Source organism: Methanospirillum lacunae, assembly GCF_003173355.1.
Classification (GTDB): domain Archaea; phylum Halobacteriota; class Methanomicrobia; order Methanomicrobiales; family Methanospirillaceae; genus Methanospirillum; species Methanospirillum lacunae.
Genome location: NZ_QGMY01000002.1, coordinates 651,765 through 677,808, shown reverse-complemented (window position 1 = coordinate 677,808; position 26,044 = coordinate 651,765). Strand labels below are relative to the sequence as shown.

The 26,044-nt window shown below is 37.4% G+C and carries 16 protein-coding genes; 5 read left to right on the top strand and 11 right to left on the bottom strand.

From position 1 onward, the window contains the following. Window positions 1-71: 71 nt before the first annotated feature. Complete coding sequence (locus tag DK846_RS03570) at window positions 72-641, top strand: nitroreductase family protein (RefSeq protein ID WP_109967519.1); 570 nt, start codon at window positions 72-74, stop codon at window positions 639-641. 117 nt (window positions 642-758) lie between these two features. On the opposite strand, the gene DK846_RS03565 is transcribed toward DK846_RS03570, so the two are convergent. From DK846_RS03565 to DK846_RS03555, 3 genes are all read right to left on the bottom strand, one after another. Then, the gene (locus tag DK846_RS03565; protein WP_109967518.1) at window positions 759-1,376 is read right to left on the bottom strand and encodes an isochorismatase family protein; all 618 of its coding nucleotides are present in this window, start codon (window positions 1,374-1,376) and stop codon (window positions 759-761) included. A gap of 315 nt (window positions 1,377-1,691) precedes the next feature. Next, entirely contained in the window at window positions 1,692-2,291 is a 600-nt protein-coding gene (locus tag DK846_RS03560) for a nitroreductase family protein (protein ID WP_109967517.1), read from the bottom strand. Window positions 2,292-2,429: 138 nt separating this feature from the next. After that, the gene (locus DK846_RS03555; RefSeq protein WP_109967516.1) at window positions 2,430-4,052 is read right to left on the bottom strand and encodes a GAF domain-containing protein; all 1,623 of its coding nucleotides are present in this window, start codon (window positions 4,050-4,052) and stop codon (window positions 2,430-2,432) included. Between the two features lie 147 nt (window positions 4,053-4,199). Here DK846_RS03555 and DK846_RS03550 point away from each other — a divergent pair, with 147 nt between their 5' ends. Genes DK846_RS03550 through DK846_RS03540 form a run of 3 tightly spaced genes read left to right on the top strand, consistent with a single transcriptional unit; the run spans window position 4,200 to window position 6,054 of the window. Beyond that, window positions 4,200-4,880, top strand: coding sequence for a DUF169 domain-containing protein (locus DK846_RS03550; protein ID WP_109967515.1), 681 nt, complete (start codon window positions 4,200-4,202; stop codon window positions 4,878-4,880). A gap of 5 nt (window positions 4,881-4,885) precedes the next feature. Continuing rightward, a complete protein-coding gene (locus tag DK846_RS03545) occupies window positions 4,886-5,716 on the top strand; it encodes a DsrE family protein (protein WP_109967801.1) in 831 nt (276 codons plus the stop codon). Between the two features lie 8 nt (window positions 5,717-5,724). Then, window positions 5,725-6,054, top strand: coding sequence for a DUF5400 family protein (locus DK846_RS03540; RefSeq protein WP_109967514.1), 330 nt, complete (start codon window positions 5,725-5,727; stop codon window positions 6,052-6,054). A gap of 994 nt (window positions 6,055-7,048) precedes the next feature. Here the strand turns inward: DK846_RS03540 and DK846_RS03535 are convergent. Together DK846_RS03535 and DK846_RS03530 are read right to left on the bottom strand one after the other, a co-directional pair. Beyond that, window positions 7,049-7,615, bottom strand: coding sequence for a chemotaxis protein CheW (locus DK846_RS03535; RefSeq protein ID WP_109967800.1), 567 nt, complete (start codon window positions 7,613-7,615; stop codon window positions 7,049-7,051). Between the two features lie 10 nt (window positions 7,616-7,625). Next, complete coding sequence (locus DK846_RS03530) at window positions 7,626-13,859, bottom strand: methyl-accepting chemotaxis protein (RefSeq protein ID WP_109967513.1); 6,234 nt, start codon at window positions 13,857-13,859, stop codon at window positions 7,626-7,628. 163 nt (window positions 13,860-14,022) lie between these two features. Here DK846_RS03530 and DK846_RS03525 point away from each other — a divergent pair, with 163 nt between their 5' ends. Next, window positions 14,023-16,164, top strand: a complete 2,142-nt coding sequence (locus DK846_RS03525; RefSeq protein WP_109967512.1) for a PAS domain S-box protein — start codon at window positions 14,023-14,025, stop codon at window positions 16,162-16,164. Between the two features lie 347 nt (window positions 16,165-16,511). Here DK846_RS03525 and DK846_RS03520 read toward each other — a convergent pair whose 3' ends face one another. The 6 genes from DK846_RS03520 to DK846_RS03495 all read right to left on the bottom strand — a co-directional run bounded on the left by DK846_RS03520 (window position 16,512) and on the right by DK846_RS03495 (window position 25,931). Beyond that, window positions 16,512-17,429, bottom strand: a complete 918-nt coding sequence (locus tag DK846_RS03520) for a PAS domain-containing protein (RefSeq protein WP_181391598.1) — start codon at window positions 17,427-17,429, stop codon at window positions 16,512-16,514. An 845-nt stretch (window positions 17,430-18,274) separates the two neighbouring features. Then, window positions 18,275-18,784, bottom strand: a complete 510-nt coding sequence (locus tag DK846_RS03515; protein WP_109967510.1) for a chemotaxis protein CheW — start codon at window positions 18,782-18,784, stop codon at window positions 18,275-18,277. A gap of 25 nt (window positions 18,785-18,809) precedes the next feature. Beyond that, a complete protein-coding gene (locus DK846_RS03510; protein ID WP_181391597.1) occupies window positions 18,810-23,597 on the bottom strand; it encodes a methyl-accepting chemotaxis protein in 4,788 nt (1,595 codons plus the stop codon). A 525-nt stretch (window positions 23,598-24,122) separates the two neighbouring features. Next, window positions 24,123-24,719 carry an MBL fold metallo-hydrolase gene (locus DK846_RS03505; protein ID WP_109967508.1) on the bottom strand — a complete coding sequence of 199 codons (597 nt, stop codon included), beginning with the start codon at window positions 24,717-24,719 and terminating at the stop codon, window positions 24,123-24,125. After that, window positions 24,719-25,321 (bottom strand): MBL fold metallo-hydrolase, encoded by a 603-nt coding sequence (locus tag DK846_RS03500; RefSeq protein ID WP_109967507.1) that lies wholly within the window; start codon window positions 25,319-25,321, stop codon window positions 24,719-24,721. The genes DK846_RS03505 and DK846_RS03500 overlap by 1 nt, the downstream gene beginning before the upstream one ends. Then, entirely contained in the window at window positions 25,311-25,931 is a 621-nt protein-coding gene (locus DK846_RS03495; protein ID WP_109967506.1) for a CheR family methyltransferase, read from the bottom strand. Before DK846_RS03495 ends, DK846_RS03500 begins: the two co-directional genes overlap by 11 nt. Between the last annotated feature and the right edge of the window lie 113 nt (window positions 25,932-26,044).

The following is a 26,044-nucleotide window of genomic DNA, read 5'->3' as shown; positions in this document are numbered from 1 at the left end:
TCTTTCATTATTTAAAATAAAAAGAAACGATACTTATATCTCTGCATCAGGAGTTTACTTGGTATATGACTATGGGAGAACCACTTGATCTTATTATGACAAGGCGGAGTATCAGGAAATTTAAGTCTGATAAAATTCCGGATGAGGTTATTACACAGATCATTAAGGCAGGTACATATGCTCCGTCAGCTCTTGCTCTTCAGCCCTGGGCATTCATTGTCATTCAAAATATGGACTTCATGCAAAAAGTCTCAGATTATTGCAAACCCATCATGATATCTCTGATGAAAGATGCCCATGATGGGATGTCAGATGAATTTAGAGAACTCCTCTCTAGTGAAGGATACTCTATTTATTATCATGCCCCTCTCATGGTAATGGTAATCGGGAAGAGTTCCAGCAGGTTCAGAGAGATTGATTGCTCTCTTTGTGCAGAAAATATGATGCTTGCTGCACATGCGTTAGGAATTGGAAGCTGCTGGATTGGGTCAACCGAAGTAGCATATGATAACCCTGAAATCATGGCAGGATTTCGTATCCCTGAGGGATATTCTCCGGTTGGGACTATAGTGTTTGGATACCCTGATGAAAAACCGGATGCTCATGACAAAAAGCCTGCACTGATAACCTGGATCAAATAAGGTAAAATTAGGTATAAATGAGGGATTTGGTTATAATATATTCTAAATCCCTCAAATCATTAGTATACAGTTTTACATTTTCGGGCTACAATTCTCATCAATGACTCTTCGATAAAATCAGACCCGTCCAAGTCCTATCATATAGCCATACTTTGAGTACACTTCCTTTACCAATTCACCGGCTTTTGGATTTGACCAGGCATGCATCCATTCAGAAACGAGTGATTCAACAGTGATAGGAATAACTCCAGCCTGAAGCATCCGTTCGATTCCATACCGATGAGCATCAGGCGTGGAATCTCCGGCTGCGTCCATTAATCCATAGACCTCATATCCCTCTTTTAGTCCGTGCAGGGCAGTATACGCAAAGCACATGCTTGTCCAGAGACCGGAAACGACCATTTTTTTACGTCCGGTTACTTTGAATGCATTCCAGGTCTTTTCATCTTCAAACGCATCAAACCCCGGAATTACTCTGGCATACACTTCCTGGTTCGGAAATAATGCAGTTACTTCTTCAAGGAAATTTCCATTGCTTTGCGGATTAATTGTTGATAAAACAACTGGAATATTCAGTATCTGTGCAGCCTTAGCAGCGCAATACGCAGCATTTCTGATAATTGTTTTATCTCCAGATGCAACTCCTGAAAACATCGTGGGTTGGTAGTCTATGAGGACAAGGACACTATTATTGTCGGCGAGCAGTTCAAGATTTCCATTGTTTTGATTTGACATTCAAGTTCCCCTTTTGCTTCTCTATAATTACCTTTTGTTCACGATACTCTCATGATACAATTGTGAATGTGTTTTGAACACCATAATGATTGTGGTCCGATTTCGTTTGAATTATTATAAGGAGAATATGTTGATAGAACAGGAGATTCTCATGTGAAAACATTTCCTAAACAGGTGTTACAATACAATCCATTGAATATCAATGATACAAACCGGCAGGTTATATAACGATTTATACATGGCTGGACAAAAAAATTGAGAAATTAAAGAAATTAGAGAATGATATCCTGTTGAATTTTTCCATTTCAATAAGTATCAGAACAGAATATCCTCTTTTGGATACCTGACCTTTGGCATAGGGGTATCAGCGGCATATCCAACCGGACAGAGCATGACAGGAACCAGGGGAGCAGGAATATTCAGAATCCGGGCAAACTCTGCCGGATTAAACCCTCCCATTGGACACGAGTCGAATCCAAGTGCTTTAGATCCGTTTACTGCATTTCCAAGAGCAAGATACGTTTGTGCCTGTGACCAGGCAAACTGCTGTTCTGGTGTCATCTGGTCGGCAAAACTCCTGGCCATGGATACGATCATATTCTGTGTCTCATCAGGAACATGGTTCTTCTTTAATAGATCACCAAGTCTTTTAATCAGACTGTTGTAATCAGGATCAGCGCAAAATACCAGCAGATGCGAACAACTGGTGATCTGTTCCTGGTCGAATGCTGCAGGTTTCAACTCTTCTTTGATCTTCTGATCGACAATCACCTTGATCTTCCAGGGCTGAAGATTCAATGCAGAAGGGGCAAACCTGATTAAATCAATTAATTTATCAATCAGGTCATCAGGAATCTTCCGGCCGTCAAACTTCTTGGTAGCATAACGCTTCATTACGATGTCTGTAAAGTCCATGATTTACACTCCTTAAATAAGGAGAAAGAAGGGTGATATCAGCATTAAGTCTTTCTCACATACCCATCAGTATTTCAGTATTATTCATAAACTGAAACGCATTTTATAATGTAAAAAATCAAAAAGATAATAATAATTTTAGACGTGGTTACCGGATATAGCAGCATGAGCGAGTCTTGTCCGTTCAAGAGCTATTCCAAGCTGCATACCAAGCGACGAAATGTTGTCAAGACTTCCTTTGTAATAGATCTTTTCTTCTCTGCTTCCCATGTTCAAAAGACCCAGAATGGTATTGCCAACCCGTATCGGAAGAACCAGGATAGTTTTAACTCCAATCTGTTCAATATCGGGACCTAACGCAGCAAATTCAGGACTATTCTTTATAATGTACAAAACAGAATTTCTTTGGCATGCCTTATCAAACAACGATGAAAAATGACCAGACATACAGAGATCACGAAGTCTGTCAGGCATGTTCCGCTGGACAGCTGGCGTTAAGGCCATATCCTCATCCATCAGGTATACACACCCAACATCAAATCCAAGGATCTCCATCGCACTATCGATAGAATTTCCTAGCAGTGATGCCTCATTCCCATCTGTATTGAGAATTTCAGATATCCGGTTTATTGCTTCTAATGAGTGAATAAGTTCGGAACGTTCATGTTCCAGACGTTGAACTTTAAGAAAATTAGCTATCTCATCTGCGATAATCTCAACATATTCAACATTCACCCGGTTTACTTCATGATCAGTAAACAAAAGGATAGAACCTATGGTTTGTTCACCTTCAAGAAGGGGAACTATGATAAGGTATTTTAAATCAGAATTATCGGGAAATTCCTGGAAAAATGAGCCAGGGTTCTCTAATGTAATGATCTGTGTTTCACAGAGGCTGGCTGCCTTATCAATATTGTGAGTAAGTTCCTGGAGTCCTGCAGGTGTAACTTCTGCTGTTTTATAAATCAGAGTATGATTTGATAGCAAAACCAAACCTTGGCGATATGAAAGTAGCGAATCCTGGATTCCTGTCATCATGAGGGATAAAAGTTCATCCCTGCTTTCAATATTCACCGCTGACCTGATAAGATACAGCAGGGTTTCCTGCTTTTTTTGTGTCCGATGAAACGAAATGTCTTCTCCGATAATAACGAGGTATGGGAAATTTTTCTTCTCTTTTGATGGGAATAATGATAGCCTGAACAACCGGATTATCCCGGGTTTTTCCTGGAGCTCAAGGGTTAATTCTATCTCTTCTCCAAGAAAGGCTGCTCGTATGGCATGATCAAATTGTTTGAGTTTCTCTGGAAGAATAATGTCCCTGATTGAATACGTATCAGGAAATACAGATTGAAATTCCTGGTTTGCTGAAATGATAGTATAATCGCTGTTGATTGTTAGTATCACCTGATCAGAGTTATCCAATGAATCGGATAATACCAATCTCCGAAGTGTGAGATCATGAAGTTCAGATGCCTGTGATACCAGAGAAGAAAAATTATTCTGTGTTCTTTGGGCAATTATTGTTTGCAGGTTCTTTTCTGAAGGTACCGATGAATCCCGGACCAACCAGAGTTTATTTCTTCCAATGATCTTGAAGTCCAGTATTGAGAGTGCATAGAGTGTGTTGAGATATTTAAGGACAGTAGCCCTGCTTTTTCCGATTCCCAGGGATATTTTGTCAAGCATACACTCTTCCGGGGAATGTGTCTGAAGATAAGAGACGATAAGACGTTCAGTTTCAGAGAGAGAAGAATCCATAGATTATACTGTATAGTGTAATCCACATGTATTAATAAGTTCACCAGGAACGTAAATATGAGGATAAAGTATAAGTAAGATTATACTATACAGTATAGTTACACTACAGAGTCAACATCCCGGTGGCTCATGGTGTGAGGATGAATTATGATATACACACAAATTGCTGAAGAACTCAAAGAACTACTCGGAATGAAAGGAAGTCCGGTTGCTGTAAAACTTGCCAAGGATGTTGCAGACATCCCGGCCGGATATGAAAAGATGCCCGAGAAGAGCAGGCACTGTCAGTTTGTTCAGGATGCACGACTCAAGGGAACCAAAGGGTATGCAACCGAGGCAGAACATCTATGTAAAGGTGGGGCAGCAGTACTTGGCATTGAACCAATGCCTGAAAATATCGCAACCGGGCAGTTCTATCAGAAACTTGGAAACTTCAAAACACCTGAAGGAGCCCTTGAAACGATGACTGCAATTCCCAAGGTTTCTGATTCATACTATGCAACCGTCTATTCACCACTTGAATCAGCTGAGTTTGAACCTGACTCTGTTGTGTTTATTGTCAATCCAAAGCAGGCACTCCGTCTTTCACAGGCATATCTCCATGAAAAAGGAGGAAGAATTGCAGCAGATTACGCAGCAATTCAATCAGTATGTGCAGATGCAGTCTGTGCCGTGAAAGAACGAGGAGTCCTGAATATGACCTTAGGATGCAACGGTTCACGCAAGAATTCTGGTATTGCTGATGATGAGGTTATCATCGGGGTTCCTGCGAAAAATCTTCAGGCTATGGTTGAAGCTCTTAAGATTTTCCAGGAAAAATGGGGGTAAAGCCAATGAGATCTATCTCATTGTATGGAATCCAGGATCCGAACCTCTCATTTCTTATCAGAAACATTCTTAAAAATTCGGATGAGAAAGAAGAGTTTCTCTTTATTATCAGTGAAGGGAATGGTAACGGTCTTGACCTTGTTGCGCAACAATTTGGATATTCTGTTGAAACGCAGAAATCAGGAAACACTATTGAAATGAGGTTTATCCCAACCGGTCAGACGATGAAGGAGATTGATGTCTGCGGAGATGTCTGCCCCGGTCCTGTCATCACCGTAGGATCTCTGCTCAAGGATATGTCAACCGGTGAACAGCTGAAGATCATTGCTGCAAACCAGGATTCTGTCCACGATATATCTGCTGCTGTCAACTCGGCTGGATCAAAGATTGTCTCAACCGGTCAAGCGGAGGGGAAATTTTTCCTTGTTGTTGAGAAGGCCGAGAAACCACAATCAACCGGGGTTTCTGTCCAGAAAGAGAAGGTGCTCATAGTTCAGAGCAATGGGATCGGAAATGCCGAACGTGCCTATGCAACGTTCCTCTTCGCAAAAGTTGCCCAGAGCATGGGAAAACCAGTCACCATCTTCCTGCTCATGGATGGAGTAAGCATTGCCAGGGCTGGAAATGCAGCCAGTGTCAAGCATCCGGCTTTTGACCGGCTTGATAGTATGATGAAAGAGGTTCTCGATGCCGGGGCTACGGTATTTGCCTGTGAACTGAGTGCATCATTCCGGGGAATCAAAGACACGGATCTTGTCGATGGCATAAAAATTGCCGGGGCTGCAACATACCTGCAGTTGCTTAGTGATCCTGCATTCAGCATCGTAAATTTCTGAGGGTTATTATGGAACAGATATACTTTGTTTTGACGCTTGCTGTGATGATCAGCAGTATCGTAACCGGATTTATTGTCTTCAGGATGCAGGGAATGGGTCTTGCTCCGCATTTTGGAATGCTCATAATCGCCATGCTTGCAACACTGGCTGCAATTATTTCAGGAAATTCCGGTGTGTATTACCTTGCTGCAGTGCTCCAGTTCCTGGCAGTAATCACAGCATACACCCAGATGTTTAAAATATTAAAATATAATTTCCAGACCGCTCCGGCATATGCACCACATATTGCATTGGTGACTTTGCTTCCGACTCTGGTGATTGCCGGGATAATCCTGTAAATAAACAAAGTATTGGGCACCTTATGCCATACTTATTATTTCATTTTTTGAGATATTTCGAACCGTATCTTTGATACATATATAAACATAATTTCGAATTCGTAATCATATAGGGATCTTCATAACCATAAATATTTTTCACTAAATCTATAGGGTTATCTTTTAATTAGGGTGATCTATACGGGAAAGAATGATCATAATCATAGGACATTTAGATTAGTTTTTCAGATGAGATAAATATGAACCACATATGACATAGATAAGAAAGGGCATCAATAATTTGGAAAAACAAGATATCTTATTGTTAGTATTTAAAAAAATCCAGCCCTACCTAATTAGTGTTCCAATCCATATCATTATCATTGACAACTGGTCAATACCATCAACAAAACCATAATTCAAAATTCCCCTGATATTGAAAGGATTAGAAAAGGTAACTCAACCATCAAAAATCTGATTTTGTCTCTTTTATCATCAAAGAAATTTATCAGAACTGGAAACTAGGATTTGGTATCAAACTTGTTCTTAAAGATTGGTCTGACAGAGATATTCATGATGATCATGAAGAGAATCAATACATCCTGAATTATCCCCGACATATAATGATATAATATATATATTCATTTTTTTAATTTTTTCAATGTAAAGTATATTATTGATTCAATTATATGTCTCATATTCCTCTGCAATATCAGTAGTTCAAAAGAATATTGTAAATAAAGAATGGGAAGATTCAGATTAAATGGTTTCTCTTATACGAATAAGAAAAGATTATTAGTTAAAATATTGTTTTATTCCTTAATTTGAAACATCGATTACATAAAAGTATAATTCTAAAAAAAATACAGAGAATTGAAACATGCAAAGAGGCACATTGAGATGTTCTTAATTACTTCTTCTTCACTAAGACATCTGCGAATTGATATAACATCTATAATTTCTACGATATGAGGTATGAATAATCATTATATTTAAAAAATACGCCATTTTGAGATTATCTTAAAGAATTAATCTCAATACCATGGAGAAGGCTTGCAATATTAATCCAAATTAAGAGAGCATTCGATATTTTATCTGCGTTACGTAACTCTTTTCGAATAATACCAAGAATATGGCCCGTTTTTTCATTTTCACATGTTGATCCCGTATCCACTTGACTACTGGAAAAAGTGGAGACCGAAAGAACATCGGTTACCATTATACAAACTTTTTTGTTGACAACATGTTCATCAAGAACAATGAACCTGCAGTTTTCTTCTTTTTCTGATACGTTATTCATATCATGAGAATGAAGAAGTACCCCCAAATCTATAACTGGCATTATTTCTCCTCTGAGGTCGATAATTCCTCGCATATATCTATGAGTATTCGGGACGCGGGTTATTCGAGTATATTCCACAACTTCCCTGACATCAAACAAATTAATTGCATAATGTTCATTGCCGCTGATAAATTCCACAATCTGAATTTCTTCATCTACGAAACCTAGAGTTTCGTTTTCACTTGTAATTTTTATTTTTGAAGAAGGTATATCAGATTCTGATATTTGAATTTCTGACATAGATCCTTCCTTATATGTCAAACCTTTTTATTTCAGAGGAAAGAGTCTCAACGACACCTGAGAGACCACTCACCACATGACTAATCTGACCTATCGCTGCTGTAGTTTCCTGAGTAGTATCAGAAGCTTTATGTGCTTCTTTTGCTGTTTCTTCTACAATAGAAGATACCTCATTAATGCTTGCTGTAATTTCTTCGACTGATGCAGCCTGTTCTTCAGAGGCGGAGGCAACCTCCTCAATATTCATACTGATATCTCTGACAGTTTCAACTATTTTTGTAAAGATCTCTAAAGTTCCTCCAAGAGCTTCATTGCCTGCTTTCACTTCTATGTCGGCAGTTTCCATCGCCGTAGAGGCTGCATTTGAATTCTGTTGTAATCCGGATATCATTTCTGCAATATTTTCAGCAGATCTTCGTGATTCCTGAGCTAGGGATTTTACTTCAGCAGCGACGACTGCAAATCCTCGTCCAGCATCACCAGCTCTTGCAGCTTCTATAGCTGCATTAAGTGCGAGAAGATTTGTTTGACTAGAGATGTCAGAGATGAGATTAACGATCTTGCCAATCTCATCCATTTTACTTTTTATGCCATTCACAATCACACCGACTTCATCGGTAGATTTAGTTATCCCTATCATACCTTGTTCCGCTTTCTGAGCAAAACCAGATCCCTGTTCACAAAGTTTATTTGCAGTATATACAATTTTAGAAACTGAATCAGCCTTTAAAGAAACTTGAGTAACTGTAACAGAGAGATCCTCCATGGTCTTAAGCACCTGCCTCAGGGCATCGTTACTCTTTTCTGCATTTAGGCTGACCTGTTCAGAATTTGATGCAACTTCCCTTGAACCGGAAGCAACCTCTTCAATACTAGCTGTTGCTTCTTCTGAACTAGCAGCAATTTCAATAATTTGATCATTAACTACACGAAATGGAACAACTACAGCATCTAATGTTTTATTAAATCCAGTAATTAATTCTTTAAATTTACCGTTATGCTTTGATATATCCGTTCGTTTGGTAAGATTCCCCATGTCTACTGCTTCTGATAACACAATACCATCGGAGACCAGTAGATTTATTGCATCGATACATACATTCAGATTATTCTTGATCTCGTTGAAGTCTCCATAATAGACATCAGTGATCTTTTCAGGAATATCGCCTTTGGAGATACGGTCCATGTACTCTGCGGTTATATTTAGGGGCTTGATTACTGCATCAAGAGTATTATTGAATCCTTGTATAACCGCTCTGAATTCACCAAAGTGTTTACTCGTATCTGATCTGGTACCAAGTTTTCCCTCTTCGATAGCCTTAGTTAATAAAAGACCATCTGAGACGAGTCGGTTGATTGCATCGATACATACATTCAGATTATTCTTGATCTCGTTGAAGTCTCCGTAATACACATCAGTGATCTTTTCAGGAATATCACCTTTGGAGATACGGTCCATATACTCTGCTGACATGTTCAGAGGTTTAACAACCGCATCTATGGTATTATTGAATCCCTGAATAACAGCCCTGAATTCCCCAAAGTGTTTACTCGTATCAGATCTGGTACCGAGTTTTCCCTCTTCAATAGCCTTTGTTAATAAAAGACCATCAGAAACGAGTAGGTTGATTGCATCGATACATACATTCAGATTATTCTTGATCTCGTTGAAGTCTCCATAATACACATCAGTGATCTTTTCCGGAATATCACCTTTGGAGATACGGTCCATGTACTCTGCCGATATGTTCAGAGGTTTAACCACAGCGTCAATAGTATTATTAAACCCGTCAATTACGGCTCTGAACTCTCCGAAATGATGTGTTGTATCAGCTCTTGTTCCAAGTTTTCCTTCCTCCATCGCTTTGGTAAGAAGCAGTCCATCAGATACTAATCTGTTAATGGCCTCAATACAAACATTTAAATTGTTTTTAATTTCGTTGAAGTCTCCGTAATACACATCGGTGATCTTTTCCGGAATATCACCTTTGGAGATACGGTCCATGTACTCTGCTGACATGTTCAGAGGTTTGACCACGGCGTCTATGGTATTATTGAATCCCTGAATAACAGCCCTGAATTCCCCAAAGTGTTTACTTGTATCAGATCTTGTACCGAGTTTTCCCTCTTCGATAGCCTTAGTTAATAAGAGACCATCAGAAACGAGTAGGTTGATTGCATCGATACACACATTCAGATTATTCTTGATCTCGTTGAAGTCTCCATAATACACATCAGTGATCTTTTCAGGAATATCACCTTTGGAGATACGGTCCATATACTCTGCTGACATGTTCAGTGGTTTAACCACAGCATCAATAGTATTATTAAACCCGTCAATTACGGCCTTAAACTCTCCAAAATGATGTATTGTATCAGCTCTTGTTCCAAGTTTTCCTTCTTCCATCGCTTTGGTAAGAAGTAATCCATCAGATACTAATCTGTTAATTGCCTCGATACAAACGTTTAAGTTGTTTTTAATTTCGTTGAAGTCTCCGTAATACACATCGGTAATCTTTTCCGGAATATCACCTTTGGAGATACGGTCCATGTACTCTGCTGACATGTTCAGAGGTTTAACAACCGCGTCTATGGTATTATTGAATCCCTGAATAACAGCCCTGAATTCCCCAAAGTGTTTACTCGTATCAGATCTTGTACCAAGTTTCCCCTCTTCAATAGCCTTAGTTAATAAAAGACCATCAGAAACGAGTAGGTTGATTGCATCTATACATACATTCAGATTATTCTTGATCTCGTTGAAGTCTCCATAATACACATCAGTGATCTTTTCCGGAATATCTCCCTTTGAAATACGATCCATGTATTCTGCGGTCATATTCAAGGGCTGGACAACTGCATCAAGAGTATTATTGAATCCCTGGATAACCGCTCTGAATTCACCAAAGTGTTTACTCGTATCTGATCTGGTACCAAGTTTTCCCTCTTCGATAGCCTTAGTTAATAAAAGACCATCTGAGACGAGTCGGTTAATTGCATCGATACATACATTCAGATTATTCTTGATCTCGTTGAAGTCTCCGTAATACACATCGGTGATCTTTTCCGGAATATCACCTTTGGAGATACGGTCCATGTACTCTGCCGACATGTTCAGAGGTTTGACCACGGCGTCTATGGTATTATTGAATCCCTGAATAACAGCCCTGAATTCCCCAAAGTGTTTACTCGTATCAGATCTTGTACCAAGTTTTCCCTCTTCGATAGCCTTGGTTAATAAGAGACCATCAGAAACGAGTAGGTTGATTGCATCGATACATACATTCAGATTATTCTTGATCTCGTTGAAGTCTCCATAATACACATCAGTGATCTTTTCCGGAATATCACCTTTGGAGATACGGTCCATGTATTCTGCCGACATGTTCAGAGGTTTAACCACAGCGTCAATCGTATTATTAAACCCGTCAATTACGGCCCTGAACTCTCCAAAATGATGTGTTGTATCAGCTCTTGTTCCTAGTTTGCCTTCCTCCATCGCTTTGGTAAGAAGTAGTCCATCAGATACTAATCGATTTATTGAGTCAATACAGACATTCAAATTATTCTTGATTTCGTTGAAATCTCCGTAATATTCGTCAGTGATCTTTTCTGGAATATCACCCTTTGAAATACGATCCACGTATTCAGCGGACATGTTCAGTGGTTTAACCACGGCATCGAGTGTGTTATTGAACCCATCAATTACGGCTCTAAACTTTCCAGAATGATGTGTTGTATCAGCTCTTGTTCCGAGTTTGCCTTCCTCAATTGCAGTGGTGAGAAGCAGTCCATCAGATACTAATCGATTTATTGAGTCAATACAGACATTTAAATTATTCTTGATTTCGTTGAAATCTCCATGATATTCGTTAGTGATCTTTTCTGGAATATCACCCTTTGAAATACGATCCACATATTCAGCGGAGATGTTGAGAGGTTTAACCACGGCATCGAGTGTGTTATTGAACCCATCAATTACGGCTCTAAACTTTCCAGAATGATGTGTTGTATCAGCTCTTGTTCCGAGTTTGCCTTCCTCAATTGCAGTGGTGAGTAGCAGTCCATCAGATACCAGTAGATTTATTGAGTCAATACAGACATTAAGATTATTCTTGATCTCATTGAAATCACCATGATATTCATCAGTAATCTTTGCAGGGATATCACCCTTGGAAATACGATCCATATACTCAGCGGTCATATTCAAGGGCTGGACAACTGCATCTAGAGTATTATTGAATCCTTGAATTACCGCTCTGAATTCCCCAAAGTGTTTATTTGTGTCGGATCTGGTCCCAAGTTTGCCCTCATCGATAGCCTTAGTAAGTAATAAACCGTCAGATACAAGTAGATTTATTGAGTCAATACAGAGATTAAGATTATTCTTGATCTCGTTGAAATCACCATGATATTCATCAGTGATCTTATCCGGAATATCACCTTTTGAAATTCGGTCCATATATTCGGCCGTCATATTTAAAGGTTGAACGACTGCATCAAGGGTATTATTGAATCCCTGGATAACGGCCCTATACTCCCCAAAGTGTTTACTCGTATCAGATCTGGTCCCAAGTTTTCCCTCTTCGATAGCCTTGGTTAATGAGAGGCCATCAGAGACGAGTAGATTTATTGCATCGATACAAACGTTCAGATTATTTCTGATTTTATTAAAGTCTCCTTGAGCCGTGTCTGTAATTATTTTGGGAATGTCTCCTTTAGAAATACGGTCTAGATATTCAGCCGTTATATTCAAAGGCTGGATAACCGCATCAAGGGTATTATTAAATCCCTGAATCACCGCTTTAAACTGACCCTGATGGCGAGAGGCATCAGTTCTTACATCTAATTTTCCTTCTTCAATAGCGGTAGTGAGTAACAGACCGTCAGAAATCAGAAGATCTATTGCATCGATGGTTGTGTTCAGATCGACGGTAATATTTGCCAGTTCTCCAGAGTACTGATTAGGGATTCGATCAGGAATTTTCCCTGCACTGATCTGGTTGATAGTTATTGCAAAAAGAGTGAATGGTTCAGATAAAGATCTGATAAGGGCATTTACTGTATCTACAATAACCCTGGAATTACCGGAGTATTTCTGTTCTGAAATAACTGCTTTAAGAGAACCCTCTTCGACTTCATGCATTACACGTTTAAGATCCTCAATAACTCTGATATCTCCTGATGCTCCAACGAGAAGTGTTAGTATTGCACCAATTCTGGACCCGGATGGGCTTTTTATTGGATCTATCACACAGGAAACTGGACTATCCTGTCCAATAAGATGTAAGGAAACCTGACCGTCAGGTGTGTCTCCGGAAATAACCTTAAGCAGGGTATTTGTAATTATATCTGAATCAGTATTCTCAAAAGCAAGAGTTATCGGCAGCCCAAGAAGTTCTTTGCTGGATTTCCTCACCGTAGTGAATGCTACCTGATTTGCATATGAGATATTAGACTGCCCATCAATCATAATAACAGGGATTGATAGAGAATCAAAAAGATCAGAAAAGTTGGATGACGATCCAGTTAGGGTTTCTTCTAATGAATCATTTTTAGTTAGATCGACACTACTGGTTTTATTATTTCCCTTAAAATTAATTGTAAAATTAACTATCTCAGCAAATTTTTGATAAAATCCTAATCTTTCTGTACTTAATTTTTTAGGATTTTTTCCTTCATTTAACTCTTTTAAACTGAAAGCAACTTCTATGAGCGGTTTGGACATAGTATCGATCAGAGTATTTACCGCTTCAAGAATACCCCTGACTTCACCTTCATAAGGTGTTAGATCAATTCGTACATCCAAATTTCCTTCACGAATATCATTCAAAACGTGTGTAATCTCATGAAGAACTTCATTTTGACGTTGATCTATGAAATAATGTACTGCTCCTACCACTTCTCCATTTTGTTGAGATATGGGTTTGGCACCATATTTTACTGGAATAGATTCTGATTTAACCCGAACAATTCCTTCACCAGCCCGTGGGATATTATTTTTTATCACAAGTTCTGTAGGATCAACCCCCTCTTTCCCATCTTCGAGATTAAATATCTCCCGGTAGTTCTTACCGATACAGAATTCAGGAGGGATTCCAACAAACCCTGCAGCTGGATAGTTTATCGTCCTAATAGTAAGGGAACGATCAACAGTGAATGCCGGTAGGTCCAGGGCATCAAAGAGTTCTAAATCTGCAATTTTAAATGTTGAATCATCAGGTAATTGTTCAGGCTGTTCCATAATAAATCTCTCTTTTTTAATTACGCCGGAAAATTGTGAAAAATACCATTCATTGCAATGGGTATTTTAAAAAGTAATTTAAGAAAAATCCAGTGAATAACCAAGCAAATTTGCTCGATTCGTAGGAATATTTTAATATAACATATTCAAAGATGCTTATGTTATGGTTCCAAAATATGAACCAGCGAGTTCAATTATCGAATATTTATCAACACAATATGAAGAAAAAAGTGTTTCTGATATTTCAATATCGCTTGGAATGAATAGAAACCTGGTCGCCAAATATCTCTCAATTCTTCTTATGCAGGGGCGAGTTGAACTAAAATCTCATGGAACAATGAAGGTGTACCGACTTTCAAATCGTATACCTTTTTTTTTACTATCACGACTCAATGAAGGTTTTTTATTAGGATTTGATCAATTTCTCATTATTAAGGAAAATAATGGAGAACTTCCTCCTTTTTTTTATTCGGATACGAAGGTAATAGGAAAAAAGATTCAAATTCTGAGTCATTTGGGACTTTTAAATGAAACTATATTTCATACCATAAATCTGGCATTAGATGGACAGGGGCCATTTAATCATCAAATTCAATCTCCTTCATATTGGCATCATATTAAGGTAATTCCTATAATATTTGATGATCGAACTATTGGAGTGGCAATATCGATCAATGATATTACTCATATAAAAAACCTCGAATTAACCGAAATATTATGGAAATCACGATATTTGGAACTTACCGAACAAAATCCTGATATGGTTCTTCATCTCTCCCCTGATGGTAAGATAACCTCGGCAAATCGTGCCTATCTCTCCTTTCACCAGATTTCTAAAAGAGATATCATCGGAACTACTATTTTACCAGGTTTGATGATAGAAGATCAAAAAAATTTTATAAATTTAATACATTCACTTTCATTCACGAATCCATATTCTGAAATAATTCTCCAGAGTTTCATGAAAAATGGTTCCATTACATGGATAAAGTGGAATATTTTCGGAAGTTTCATAAATCAGAATCTGATAGAGGTTCATCTGCAAGGCATTGATATAACCAAAGAAAAAGATCTTGAAAAAAAAAATATAGAATGGAAACAGAAATATCAAACCCTTCTCAAAGAAAAAAATATAGAAATTCATGAAATTACTCAAAAATTATCACGGGTTACAGAAGAGGTAAAAATTCATGAATACAAAAATCAAATAAAAACAATAGAAATTCAAAGTCTGCTCCAATCAACTCATAATGTCATTTTATTGATAGATAATCTTGGAGTTGTGGAGAATATCAATGATGGTTTCAGCAAAACACTAAATTTGCCTTTTGATGAAATAGTCGGAAAAAACATAAGAGAATTACTGTTTCCTGCTGACGTCCATATATTTGATGAAAATATGTACCTACTGAGTACCAGGTTTCAACCTTTTTATCAACTAGAACTTAGATTTCTTGATAAAGATGAATCATTTGTATTTGTTGAATTGTCCGGTGTTCCCAAATTATCTCCCGAAAAAAGAAAACTTTCTATTAATTGTGTCGGACAGATTATTACACAACAAAAAAAAGTTGAAACAGAATTAAAAAGATTCACTACAATTATGGGTAAAACATCTGATATTATAAAAATCTACAATAAAGACGGTTATTTAGAATACATTAATCAGGCTGGAAGGAGATTATTTGAAATTCCTGAATCAGATCCTATTAACTCATATAATATGGCCCAGTTTATCAGAAAAACATCCCGAAAAGAATTAAATTTAGCATTAAAAATTGCATCAGAAAAAGGGGTTTGGAGGGGAGAACTTAACCTGATCTCCTTCACTGGGCGGGATATACCCGTTACAGAGGAGATCATTTCATATAGAGATTCTCTGGATGAATCTTTGATTTATCTGACCGTAGCACGAGATAATTCAGAAAAACTGATTCATTTCCATGAGTTGCATAGAATAAATGCATACCATAGAGGCCTTCTTGAGACAAGTGTTGATTCTCTAATATTTATCGGATTAGATGGTATTATTCTAGATGCTAATAGATCAATTGAAAGAATTACCGGATATCATCGCGATGAATTGATTGGTTTAAAATTTAGTACATATATTGTGTCACCTGAACAAGTAGAAGACGGGATTATGAAGGTTTTTAATGAAGGTATTGTTCGAAATTATTCTATTAATATAAAACACCGGAATGGTCAAATCATCCCTGTTGAGTGTAATGCCTCAATTTTTCGGGATGAAGATGGAAATATTAAAGGAATATTTGTATCTGCTCGTGATATGATGCCCACATAATTAATGAACGTAAATTATGAGATCTTTTTTATATATTTATAATATTTTAGTCTCGATTTTAGATCTCGAAATAATAGGCTCTTCTTACGGTCTAAAAGGTATGATGTGAGATGTCCAGAAATATTAATTAACTTCATAGTAGTGAATCATTTAGTATTTACTTCCCCTAAATTCTTCCAGATATATCATCTTAATTATCATAATTGAAAGGCTGTTGTATAACTCGAAATCATTGATACAATAAAGATAATTATAAAAAAAATATTCAATTATTATGCCCTTTGAATGAAAATTATCTTCTTACAAAAACACCAAAACAATTATGCACCAGCCTCATTAATATCTTTTTATTCAAATAATGATGGAAACTCTATAATAATACACATTCCTTCGAATTCTCCATCTAATCTTTTTAAAGGAATTCCTGATGTTATAACTGGAATTATCTTGAAACATGTTCTGATATGACAGAATACTCTGCGAAATTCAGAGGTCGCACAATAAATATTATAATAATTATTTATATTTGATCCTTTTTCTTCATTTAAAAGAATTGTCTGAAGAGGATAATTAACTAATTGTCTATTAGAGATGATATGACTCAGTTGATCTGGAATTATTGCAGAAGTAATTATCATGGAAATATCTGTTTCTAAAATTATGACCTGATGATCACATAAAAGAGAACGAAAGAAGTTTATCTGATTATTATATTGATTTTCTATTACTATCCGGTTTTCGATCTCCCGTTTCAATTGGAGAGTAAGGTCCCGTAGTTTTACATTTTTTTCTTTAAGAATATGTGCTACTTCCTGTCTGAGTTCCTGAATCTCCTGCTCCAGATATTTTAGTTTGGATATATCTTTTCCGTGGAGATGTACCTGATGTAATTTGTTATTTATAAAAATTGGAAAAATAGACCATTTTTGCCAGTGCTTCTCTCCATCTGGAAGAATCGCTGTAACATGTACTGGACTTGAAGGAATACTTGGATGAGAAATTAAATACGCCCCACGTATTTGGCTCATATCATAGGATGACAAATATGGCAAACCTTGTCTTCCAATCAATTCCTGAATTGCCAAACCACAATACTTTGCATATGCATGGTTTGCAAATATTATTTTTTCGTCGGGTCCGATACTGATAATAAATTCTTTACTTTCTTGGATAAGATGCAACTCATTGTTTTTTCCACCTACAATCAATTCTATGTCGATATGCCAAGAAGTGAAATCAGTTATTTGCATAGCAACACCAGTCATTGCATCATCAAAAATACAGGATATCAATGTAATCCGAAGCATCTTATCTCTGAATTTAATTGTCTGGTGATATGGTTTACCACCCTTCCGATCAATAAGAAATCTCACCTGGTTTAGAATATCATTATTAGTTAATACAGGGTGATTCAGACTTTTCAACAGAACTCCTAAAAGTTCTCCGATCTGCATGTATAATAACGTCTCGACAGACCCCGATACCTTTCTGATAATACCCAGACGATCAATACCAAGAGTGACACCATTGCTAATAAGACAAATTGCATGAAAAGGTACCCTATTGCAGATTTGGTAAAGGCGTGTTTTCCCATAAATACGAAGATCTATCTGACCCTGACGATATAATATGGTAAGAAACTTAGCAGCATAATTACGATTCATTTCTAGAGCTGCAGAGATCTCTGAAACACATGCACCTTCAGGGTGATCTTTTAAAAATTCTAAAATTCGTGATATTTGCGACAACTTGATCTCTAAAATGGGCAATACATAGTCTTTTTTAAAAAGTAAATCCTTCACTTATACACAGTTTACTTCCAAATTACTCATATAGGGGGTAATTGGGTGACTTTTTTCCCAGATGGTCTTTTATTGAGCGTTTCCTCCTTCAAAAATTATAAGAAATTATAACTATATAGCATAAGGATAAAGCCACAAATAAAATAACAATTTCAGGTATATTGGAATGAAGATCCCATATTTGGAATGTAACCATATGTATCAAGTTAAATTTCAGGAGATCATACCCTAGGAGAGATACATAAAAGGTCTAAATGAGTTGAATTTAGATTTTTACGATATCCACCAAATGAAAACCGAGTGTTAATTTATAGAGCAGCCCTTGTAAGAAGATCTTTTATATCAATCCAGATGATGAGTTCTTTTCGAGATCTCTCCCGATCACCTACTGACTTTTTGATAATTCCCAGAATAAATGTACGCTCAGCTCCATTCTGCGATGCCTGATCAATATCTGATACCGGAACGGTCAGAACTGAAGTAACATCATCAACCAAGATTCCGGTCTTGACCGCTGTAACACTCTCATCTAGAACAATAAACCGTGAGTCTACCTGACCCGCAGAGGTATTTTTAGAAATTTTCAAAACCTTTTTTAAATCTATAACCGTTGTAATTTCTCCCCTGAGATCAATGATACCTTTTATATAAGAGGCTGAGTGTGGCATAGGTGTTATTCTAAACGATTCAACTATTTCGCGTACATCAAAAAGGTTGATCGCAAATTTATCCTCACCAAGAATAAATTCAACAACCTGGACTTCATCTCCGATGGTATCGGATTTGTCTTGGTTTTTTATTTGTAATGATTCTTCCATGGTTATCCTCAAATTATGATTACACTTATAATCTAAATTTAATGACTTCCTGGGAGAGAGTTTCTGCTATTGAACTAAGTCCATTAATTACCGAACTAATCTGGTCTATTGCCACTGATGTTTCGCCTGTAGTAATTGATGACTTTTGAGCTTCTGTGGATGTTCCCTGAACAAGATTCGAAACTTCACTTATGCTTGCAGTTATCTCCTGAACTGATGCAGCCTGTTCTTCTGATGCACTTGCAACATCAACCATACTTTTATTGATCTCCTCAACTGATCCTACGATTGAGTTAAAAACCTGCAAAGTCTCACTTAATGCTGCATTTCCGGTTTTCACCTGTATATCAGCAGCAGTCATAGCCTTAGATGCCTGTTCTGATTTCTGTTGCAGATCAGTAATCATTGAGGCGATATTCTCAGCTGAATGTCGGGATTCCTGTGCGAGTGATTTAACTTCTGAAGCAACTACCGCAAATCCTCTACCTGCATCTCCTGCTCTTGCAGCTTCAATTGCAGCATTAAGGGCCAATAAATTTGTCTGATTTGCGATATCAGATATCAGACTTACGATTTTGCCGATTTCTTGCATCTGTGTTTTGATACCAGATACGATTATACTGACTTCTTCAGTGGACTTGGTTATTCCCTCCATTCCCATCTCTGCTTTTTTAGCAACATCTGTACCTTTATAACAGAGTTCATTGGTTGTATACGCTATCTTGGAGACTGAATCGGCCCGACCTGAAACCTGACCCACTGTTACTGAGAGATCTTCCATTGCACGGAGCACTTGAGAAAGTGATTCGTTACTTTGTTCCGCATTTACGCTTACCATCTCTGAACTCGCAGTAACTTCCCTGGCTCCAGCAGCTACTTCTTCTGTGCTTGCATTTGCTTCCTCAGTAGCGCTTGCAATCTCCATTACTTTAGAATTTACTACATTGAGAGCTTCAGATATCTGCATTCCTACTTTGTTTAGAGAATCTTTAAACATCGTAAAATCTCCAGTAACTATGAGGTTCTCGTCGAAACGAGCTGAAAAATTATAAGATGAATACTCCAATGAAAGACGCATTGCTTCATTTAAAGGTTTCATCATGATATCCAGTGTTTCGTTAAATCCAAGAATCACTTCTTTAAAGTTTCCCTGATGTTTGCTTATATCAGATCTGGTGCTGAGTTTTCCTTCTTCGATTGCTTTGGTGAGAAGGAGACCATCTGTAACGAGCCGATTAATGGCATCAATGCAAACATTAAGATTATTCTTGATCTCATTGAAATCACCTTGAGAGTTTTCAGTGATTTTTTCTGGAATATCTCCCTTCGATATACGATCCAAATACTCAGCAGTCCTATTAAGAGGTTTAATAATTGCATCGACCGTGTTATTGAACCCCAAGATAACAGATCTGAACTCTCCGAAGTGTTTCGAGGTATCTACTCTGGTTCCAAGTTTTCCTTCTTCAATTGCCTTTGTGAGCAGCAGGCCATCTGAAACAAGCCGATTAATAGCATCGATACATACGTTCAGATTGTTTTTGATCTCGTTGAAGTCACCGTAATATTCATCTGTTATTTTATCAGGAATATCTCCTTTGGAGATTCGATCCATGTACTCTGCTGACATATTGAGTGGCTTGACTACCGCATCGAGGGTGTTATTGAATCCACTTATTACTGCTCTAAACTCTCCAAAATGATGTGTTATATCAGCTCTTGTTCCAAGTTTTCCTTCTTCGATAGCTTTTGTGAGAAGAAGGCCATCTGAGACTAACCGATTAATTGCCTCAATGCACACATTTAGATTGTTTTTGATCTCGTTGAAATCACCGTAGTATTCATCGATTATTTTATCAGGAATGTCTCCTTTGGAGATTCGATCCATATATTCGGCTGACATATTGAGCGGCTTAACTACCGCATCGAGGGTGTTATTGAATCCACTTATTACTGCTCTAAATTCTCCAAAATGATGTGTTATATCAGCTCTTGTTCCAAGTTTTCCTTCTTCGATAGCTTTTGTGAGAAGAAGGCCATCTGAGACTAACCGATTAATCGCCTCTATGCACACATTCAGATTGTTTTTGATCTCGTTGAAGTCACCGTAATATTCATCAGTTATTTTATCTGGAATATCTCCTTTAGAGATCCGATCCATATACTCGGCTGATATGTTGAGAGGTTTGACTACCGCATCGAGAGTACTATTGAATCCACTTATTATTGCTCTAAATTCTCCAAAATGATGTGTTGTATCAGCTCTGGTTCCAAGTTTTCCTTCTTCGATAGCTTTTGTGAGCAGCAGACCATCAGAGACTAACCGGTTTATAGCCTCAATGCACACATTCAGATTGTTTTTGATCTCGTTGAAGTCACCATAATATTCATCAGTTATTTTATCAGGAATGTCTCCTTTTGAGATTCGATCCATATATTCGGCTGACATGTTGAGAGGTTTAACCACAGCATCAAGTGTATTATTAAATCCTCCAATTACAGCTCTGAACTCTCCAAAATGATGTGTTGTATCAGCTCTGGTTCCAAGTTTTCCTTCTTCAATTGCCTTTGTGAGCAGCAGACCATCAGAGACTAACCGGTTTATAGCCTCAATGCACACATTCAGATTGTTTTTGATCTCATTGAAGTCACCGTAATATTCATCAGTTATTTTATCAGGAATATCTCCTTTTGATATACGGTCCACGTACTCAGCTGACAAATTCAGTGGTTTGACTACCGCATCAAGGGTATTATTGAATCCATCTATTACGGCTCTAAATTCCCCAAAGTGTTTCGAGGTATCAGCTCTGGTTCCAAGTTTTCCTTCTTCAATTGCCTTTGTGAGCAGCAGACCATCAGAAACCAGCCGATTAATTGCCTCTATACACACATTCAGATTGTTTTTGATCTCGTTGAAGTCACCGTAGTATTCATCAGTTATTTTATCAGGAATATCTCCTTTTGAGATTCGGTCCATATATTCGGCTGACATGTTGAGAGGTTTAACAACAGCATCAAGTGTATTATTAAATCCTCCAATTACAGCTCTGAACTCTCCAAAATGATGTGTTGTATCAGTTCTGGTTCCAAGTTTTCCTTCTTCGATAGCTTTTGTGAGCAGCAGACCATCAGAGACTAACCGGTTTATAGCCTCAATGCACACATTTAGATTATTTTTGATCTCGTTGAAATCACCGTAATATTCATCAGTTATTTTATCAGGAATGTCTCCTTTTGAGATTCGGTCCATATATTCGGCTGACATGTTGAGAGGTTTAACAACAGCATCAAGTGTATTATTAAATCCTCCAATTACAGCTCTAAATTCTCCAAAATGATGTGTTGTATCAGCTCTGGTTCCAAGTTTACCTTCTTCAATTGCCTTTGTGAGCAGCAGACCATCAGAGACTAACCGGTTTATAGCCTCTATACACACATTCAGATTGTTTTTGATCTCGTTGAAGTCACCGTAATATTCATCAGTTATTTTATCAGGAATATCTCCTTTTGATATACGGTCCACGTACTCAGCTGACAAATTCAGTGGTTTGACTACCGCATCAAGAGTATTATTGAATCCATCTATTACGGCTCTAAATTCCCCAAAGTGTTTCGAGGTATCAGCTCTGGTTCCAAGTTTTCCTTCTTCGATAGCTTTTGTGAGCAGCAGACCATCAGAGACTAACCGGTTTATAGCCTCAATGCACACATTCAGATTGTTTTTGATCTCGTTGAAGTCACCATAATATTCATCAGTTATTTTATCTGGAATATCTCCTTTAGAGATCCGGTCCACATACTCAGCTGACAAATTCAGTGGTTTGACTACTGCATCAAGGGTATTATTAAATCCTCCAATTACAGCTCTGAACTGCCCCTGATGTCGGGTAACATCAGTTCGAATCCCTAGTTTTCCTTCCTCAATTGCTTTCGTTAGAAGCAGGCCATCAGACACGAGAAGAGCAAGTGCATCAATGGTTGTATTAAGATCTGATGCAATCTTTGCTAGATCCCCAGAATATTCTTCAGGTATTCTATCCGGAATCTTTCCGGTACTAGTCTGATTAATAGTAGTTGCAAAAATCGTGAGTGGTTCAGATAAAGATTTGATAAGATGGTTTATAGAATCAACAATAACCCGTGAATCGCCTGAATAATTCTCTTCGTTGATGAGTGCCTTAAGAGAACCTTGATCTATCTCCCTTTTTACACGCTCAATATCTTCAATCATCATAAGATCGGCATTCAATCTATGAGAATTATCTCCATTAGTTGAAACCTTTGATTTGTCAAATTCATCGAGGGTGCGGTTTACACTTTCTATTATTTTTTTGAAGTCTACTAGATATTTCGATGAATCAATTCTAGTATTGAGATTTCCCTTAAGTGCTGCCGTAGAAAGAGATTCTGTATCATGTGCCAAATCTGTAATAAAACTGATCAAGGTATTTAAATTTCGAATAATTATACTTAAATCTCCAGTAAATGAATTGATGATCGGTGTCGGAATCTCTCCGAGTGCAATCATTTCGATATTTTTGGAGATAAGGGAAATAGGTTTAGATATCTCCCTAATCATATTATTTAACGCATCACCTGCAGTTTCGAGTTCAGACTGGTATACACTGGTATCAAATTGAGCATCTATATTCCCCTCTTTCCAGGAAGCAGTGATAGCATGAATATCCTGAATAAATTGGATTCTTTCATAACGCAATGCTGCAATGAAAATTCTCATTTCATCTTCAGTTAGAACAGCAACCTCTTCGTCAGTGAGATCTAATCTGGTAATCATATCTGATGTATTCATTTTTTTCACCGGGGGGCAGTTTAACCATACACAATGGGATAGGTTTAAAACGGACTTTTTTTTATTTGATATAATAGTTATTATAGGAAGAGTCATGCAGAGCATGAATGCAAGGCAGAAACATAAATATTTATAATATACGAGTTCCTTTTGGAATAAAATCAATGGATAAAAACGAGGCACTTAGAATAGTAAAACATAATTAACCAACTATTCATCTTATTGTCAATGAGGTGAATTTTGGTTAAAATTGATTTTTATAACCTAATGAATGCTAATTTTTTTTATAAATCATAAGTAATTATAATTTCGTTTGAATAATATCTTAACTTTCCAAACCTACCTCAAGGTTTGTGTTTTGCGCCCTTTATTAGGCATTTGATTTGAATTTTCAAACGAAAAAAATGTAGTCACATCGGAGTCAAAAATAGGGTTGTTTAAGAGAGAATAATTGATTGTATAAATCAAGTCAAGTATGTAAATTATATTCACTAGGTTCTCGAATAATACACACCATATATTTCGTTATATAATCCTACTGTCTCTGATATTTTCAAGAGATCTCATTAGAATCTGATTTCCATCAGAGAGGATCGCTTCCCCATGACCAGGATAAATCGAATTAATTCTTCGGTGACAGAGATTTTCAAATGCTCTCTGAAATGGACGCTCAAAAGTGAGACTTGTATCTCTGATGTAAATCGGGGTATCTCCTGTGAACAATATCTTTTCATCTGAACAGTAAATACAGATTGAATCACTTGAATGTCCAGGTATATGGATAATCTCTAACAAATGAGTTCCTGCAGATATTACTTCCCGATCTTTTAAATTCCTGGTGATACCTACAGTATTCTCTGACCAGGCATATGCTACAGGAGAAAAACACCGCCTAATTTCAGGCAGCATCGAAGAATGGTCAGCATGATCATGGGTAATGATCACCAGGTTTACCGGTATTTCACCAGTCGAGATTTGAATCTCCTGAAGTGTTGAGATAATCCGGGGATCACTACCGGTATCAATTAAGATAGGACAATTTGACTGATGTTCCCCACAACATAGTAACCATGTATTTGAAGTGTATTGGTGACTTCCTTGAGTAAGGTTTTGAATATTCATCAGCTTTTGTCTCTACTCTTTTTTATTGTCAATAATGAATCCTCAAGGAGATGTTGGGGATAATCTGTTATGGGATCCCCATGTCCTGGATAAATCACCCTGATATCATGTGAACAAATATACTCTAGTGCTTCTATAAAATCTGAATGATATTCATCTGAATCAGAAAATATCCGATATGGCATGTCTCCGGAGAAGAGTATTCCATCGTCTGGACAGAGGATGCTGATTGAATCTTCACTGTGACCCGGAGTATAGATGACTTCTCCTACCTGATCAGCAATTCTTATTTTTTCATGATTAGCAACCGGAATAATTCCGGGAGTATCATTTTTTGGATGCGCATAGACCGGAACTGGAAATCGCTTAAGAATTTCAGTAACATTCTGAGTATGATCAAAATGCGAATGAGTGAGAACGATTTTATCAATTATTTTCTTTCCTATACCTGGTTTCATCTGTTCCAGATGAGAAAGAACGATTTTATCATATCCAGTATCGATCAGCGTATTAACATCAGAAAATGAATGAAACTCTCCGCTGACATGCCAGACACTTGATGTGTACTCCTTTTTTCCAAGGGTAAGATCTTTAATAATCATCAATTTTTCGTTTTCGATAAATCTGGGCGTTTGAAACCGGTTGTTCAAATAGGTTGGTAAATTTTTCTCCTATTCTTTGTGTCTGCTCGTGAAGAAGATATCCATCTTCATCCAATGATTCCCAAAACATTTGCCATAAGGCTTGTTGTTGATCTTCACTGAAATGGAGAAGAACATTTTTACAGATTATGAGTTGAAGACCTTTTTTTATTGGTATTAAAGAGAGGAGATCATGTTTGCAGAACTCCACTGCATGTCGAATCTCTTCTATTACTTGGACATTGCCGGGAATATCCGGGGTTTTAAGGAAATATTTTTCCTGGATATCTGGAGGAATTCGTGCAATATCTTCTTGAGGATAAATTCCAGTAGTAATGATCGGTCCAAATTGATCATACTCGTCGATATCAGTTGCAAAGATCTTTACATTTCTGTATTGAAAAGGTCCCATCCTTTCGCGAAGCATAATAGCAAAGGTATATGGTTCCTGTCCAAGAGAACATCCAGCACTCCAAATATTGATATGGGTCCGATTCTGTATATGAGGGATAAATAGATCTATTGCAGTGCTCAGTGTTTGTTCATCCCGATAAAAAAAAGTAAACCCCATACTCTAGAAGTTATCTCCTTCTTGTATTATGCCTTGCATGATTAGGAACATTGTCGTCTTTAGAGGAAGTTTTTTTCCTAAATTTATCATTCATACGCTAGTTTACCAGGTCT

What these genes read in the sequence shown, in the direction of transcription:
- DK846_RS03545 (WP_109967801.1), top strand. Translation starts at nt 4,886, where the DNA reads ATGAGATCTATCTCATTGTATGGAATCCAGGATCCGAACCTCTCATTT.
- DK846_RS03540 (WP_109967514.1), top strand. Translation starts at nt 5,725, where the DNA reads ATGGAACAGATATACTTTGTTTTGACGCTTGCTGTGATGATCAGCAGT.
- DK846_RS03525 (WP_109967512.1), top strand. Translation starts at nt 14,023, where the DNA reads ATGGTTCCAAAATATGAACCAGCGAGTTCAATTATCGAATATTTATCA.
- DK846_RS03530 (WP_109967513.1), bottom strand. Translation starts at nt 13,859, where the DNA reads ATGGAACAGCCTGAACAATTACCTGATGATTCAACATTTAAAATTGCA.
- DK846_RS03555 (WP_109967516.1), bottom strand. Translation starts at nt 4,052, where the DNA reads ATGGATTCTTCTCTCTCTGAAACTGAACGTCTTATCGTCTCTTATCTT.
- DK846_RS03495 (WP_109967506.1), bottom strand. Translation starts at nt 25,931, where the DNA reads ATGGGGTTTACTTTTTTTTATCGGGATGAACAAACACTGAGCACTGCA.
- DK846_RS03520 (WP_181391598.1), bottom strand. Translation starts at nt 17,429, where the DNA reads ATGACTGGTGTTGCTATGCAAATAACTGATTTCACTTCTTGGCATATC.
- DK846_RS03510 (WP_181391597.1), bottom strand. Translation starts at nt 23,597, where the DNA reads ATGAATACATCAGATATGATTACCAGATTAGATCTCACTGACGAAGAG.
- DK846_RS03565 (WP_109967518.1), bottom strand. Translation starts at nt 1,376, where the DNA reads ATGTCAAATCAAAACAATGGAAATCTTGAACTGCTCGCCGACAATAAT.
- DK846_RS03570 (WP_109967519.1), top strand. Translation starts at nt 72, where the DNA reads ATGGGAGAACCACTTGATCTTATTATGACAAGGCGGAGTATCAGGAAA.
- DK846_RS03515 (WP_109967510.1), bottom strand. Translation starts at nt 18,784, where the DNA reads ATGGAAGAATCATTACAAATAAAAAACCAAGACAAATCCGATACCATC.
- DK846_RS03505 (WP_109967508.1), bottom strand. Translation starts at nt 24,719, where the DNA reads ATGAATATTCAAAACCTTACTCAAGGAAGTCACCAATACACTTCAAAT.
- DK846_RS03500 (WP_109967507.1), bottom strand. Translation starts at nt 25,321, where the DNA reads ATGATTATTAAAGATCTTACCCTTGGAAAAAAGGAGTACACATCAAGT.
- DK846_RS03550 (WP_109967515.1), top strand. Translation starts at nt 4,200, where the DNA reads ATGATATACACACAAATTGCTGAAGAACTCAAAGAACTACTCGGAATG.
- DK846_RS03535 (WP_109967800.1), bottom strand. Translation starts at nt 7,615, where the DNA reads ATGTCAGAAATTCAAATATCAGAATCTGATATACCTTCTTCAAAAATA.
- DK846_RS03560 (WP_109967517.1), bottom strand. Translation starts at nt 2,291, where the DNA reads ATGGACTTTACAGACATCGTAATGAAGCGTTATGCTACCAAGAAGTTT.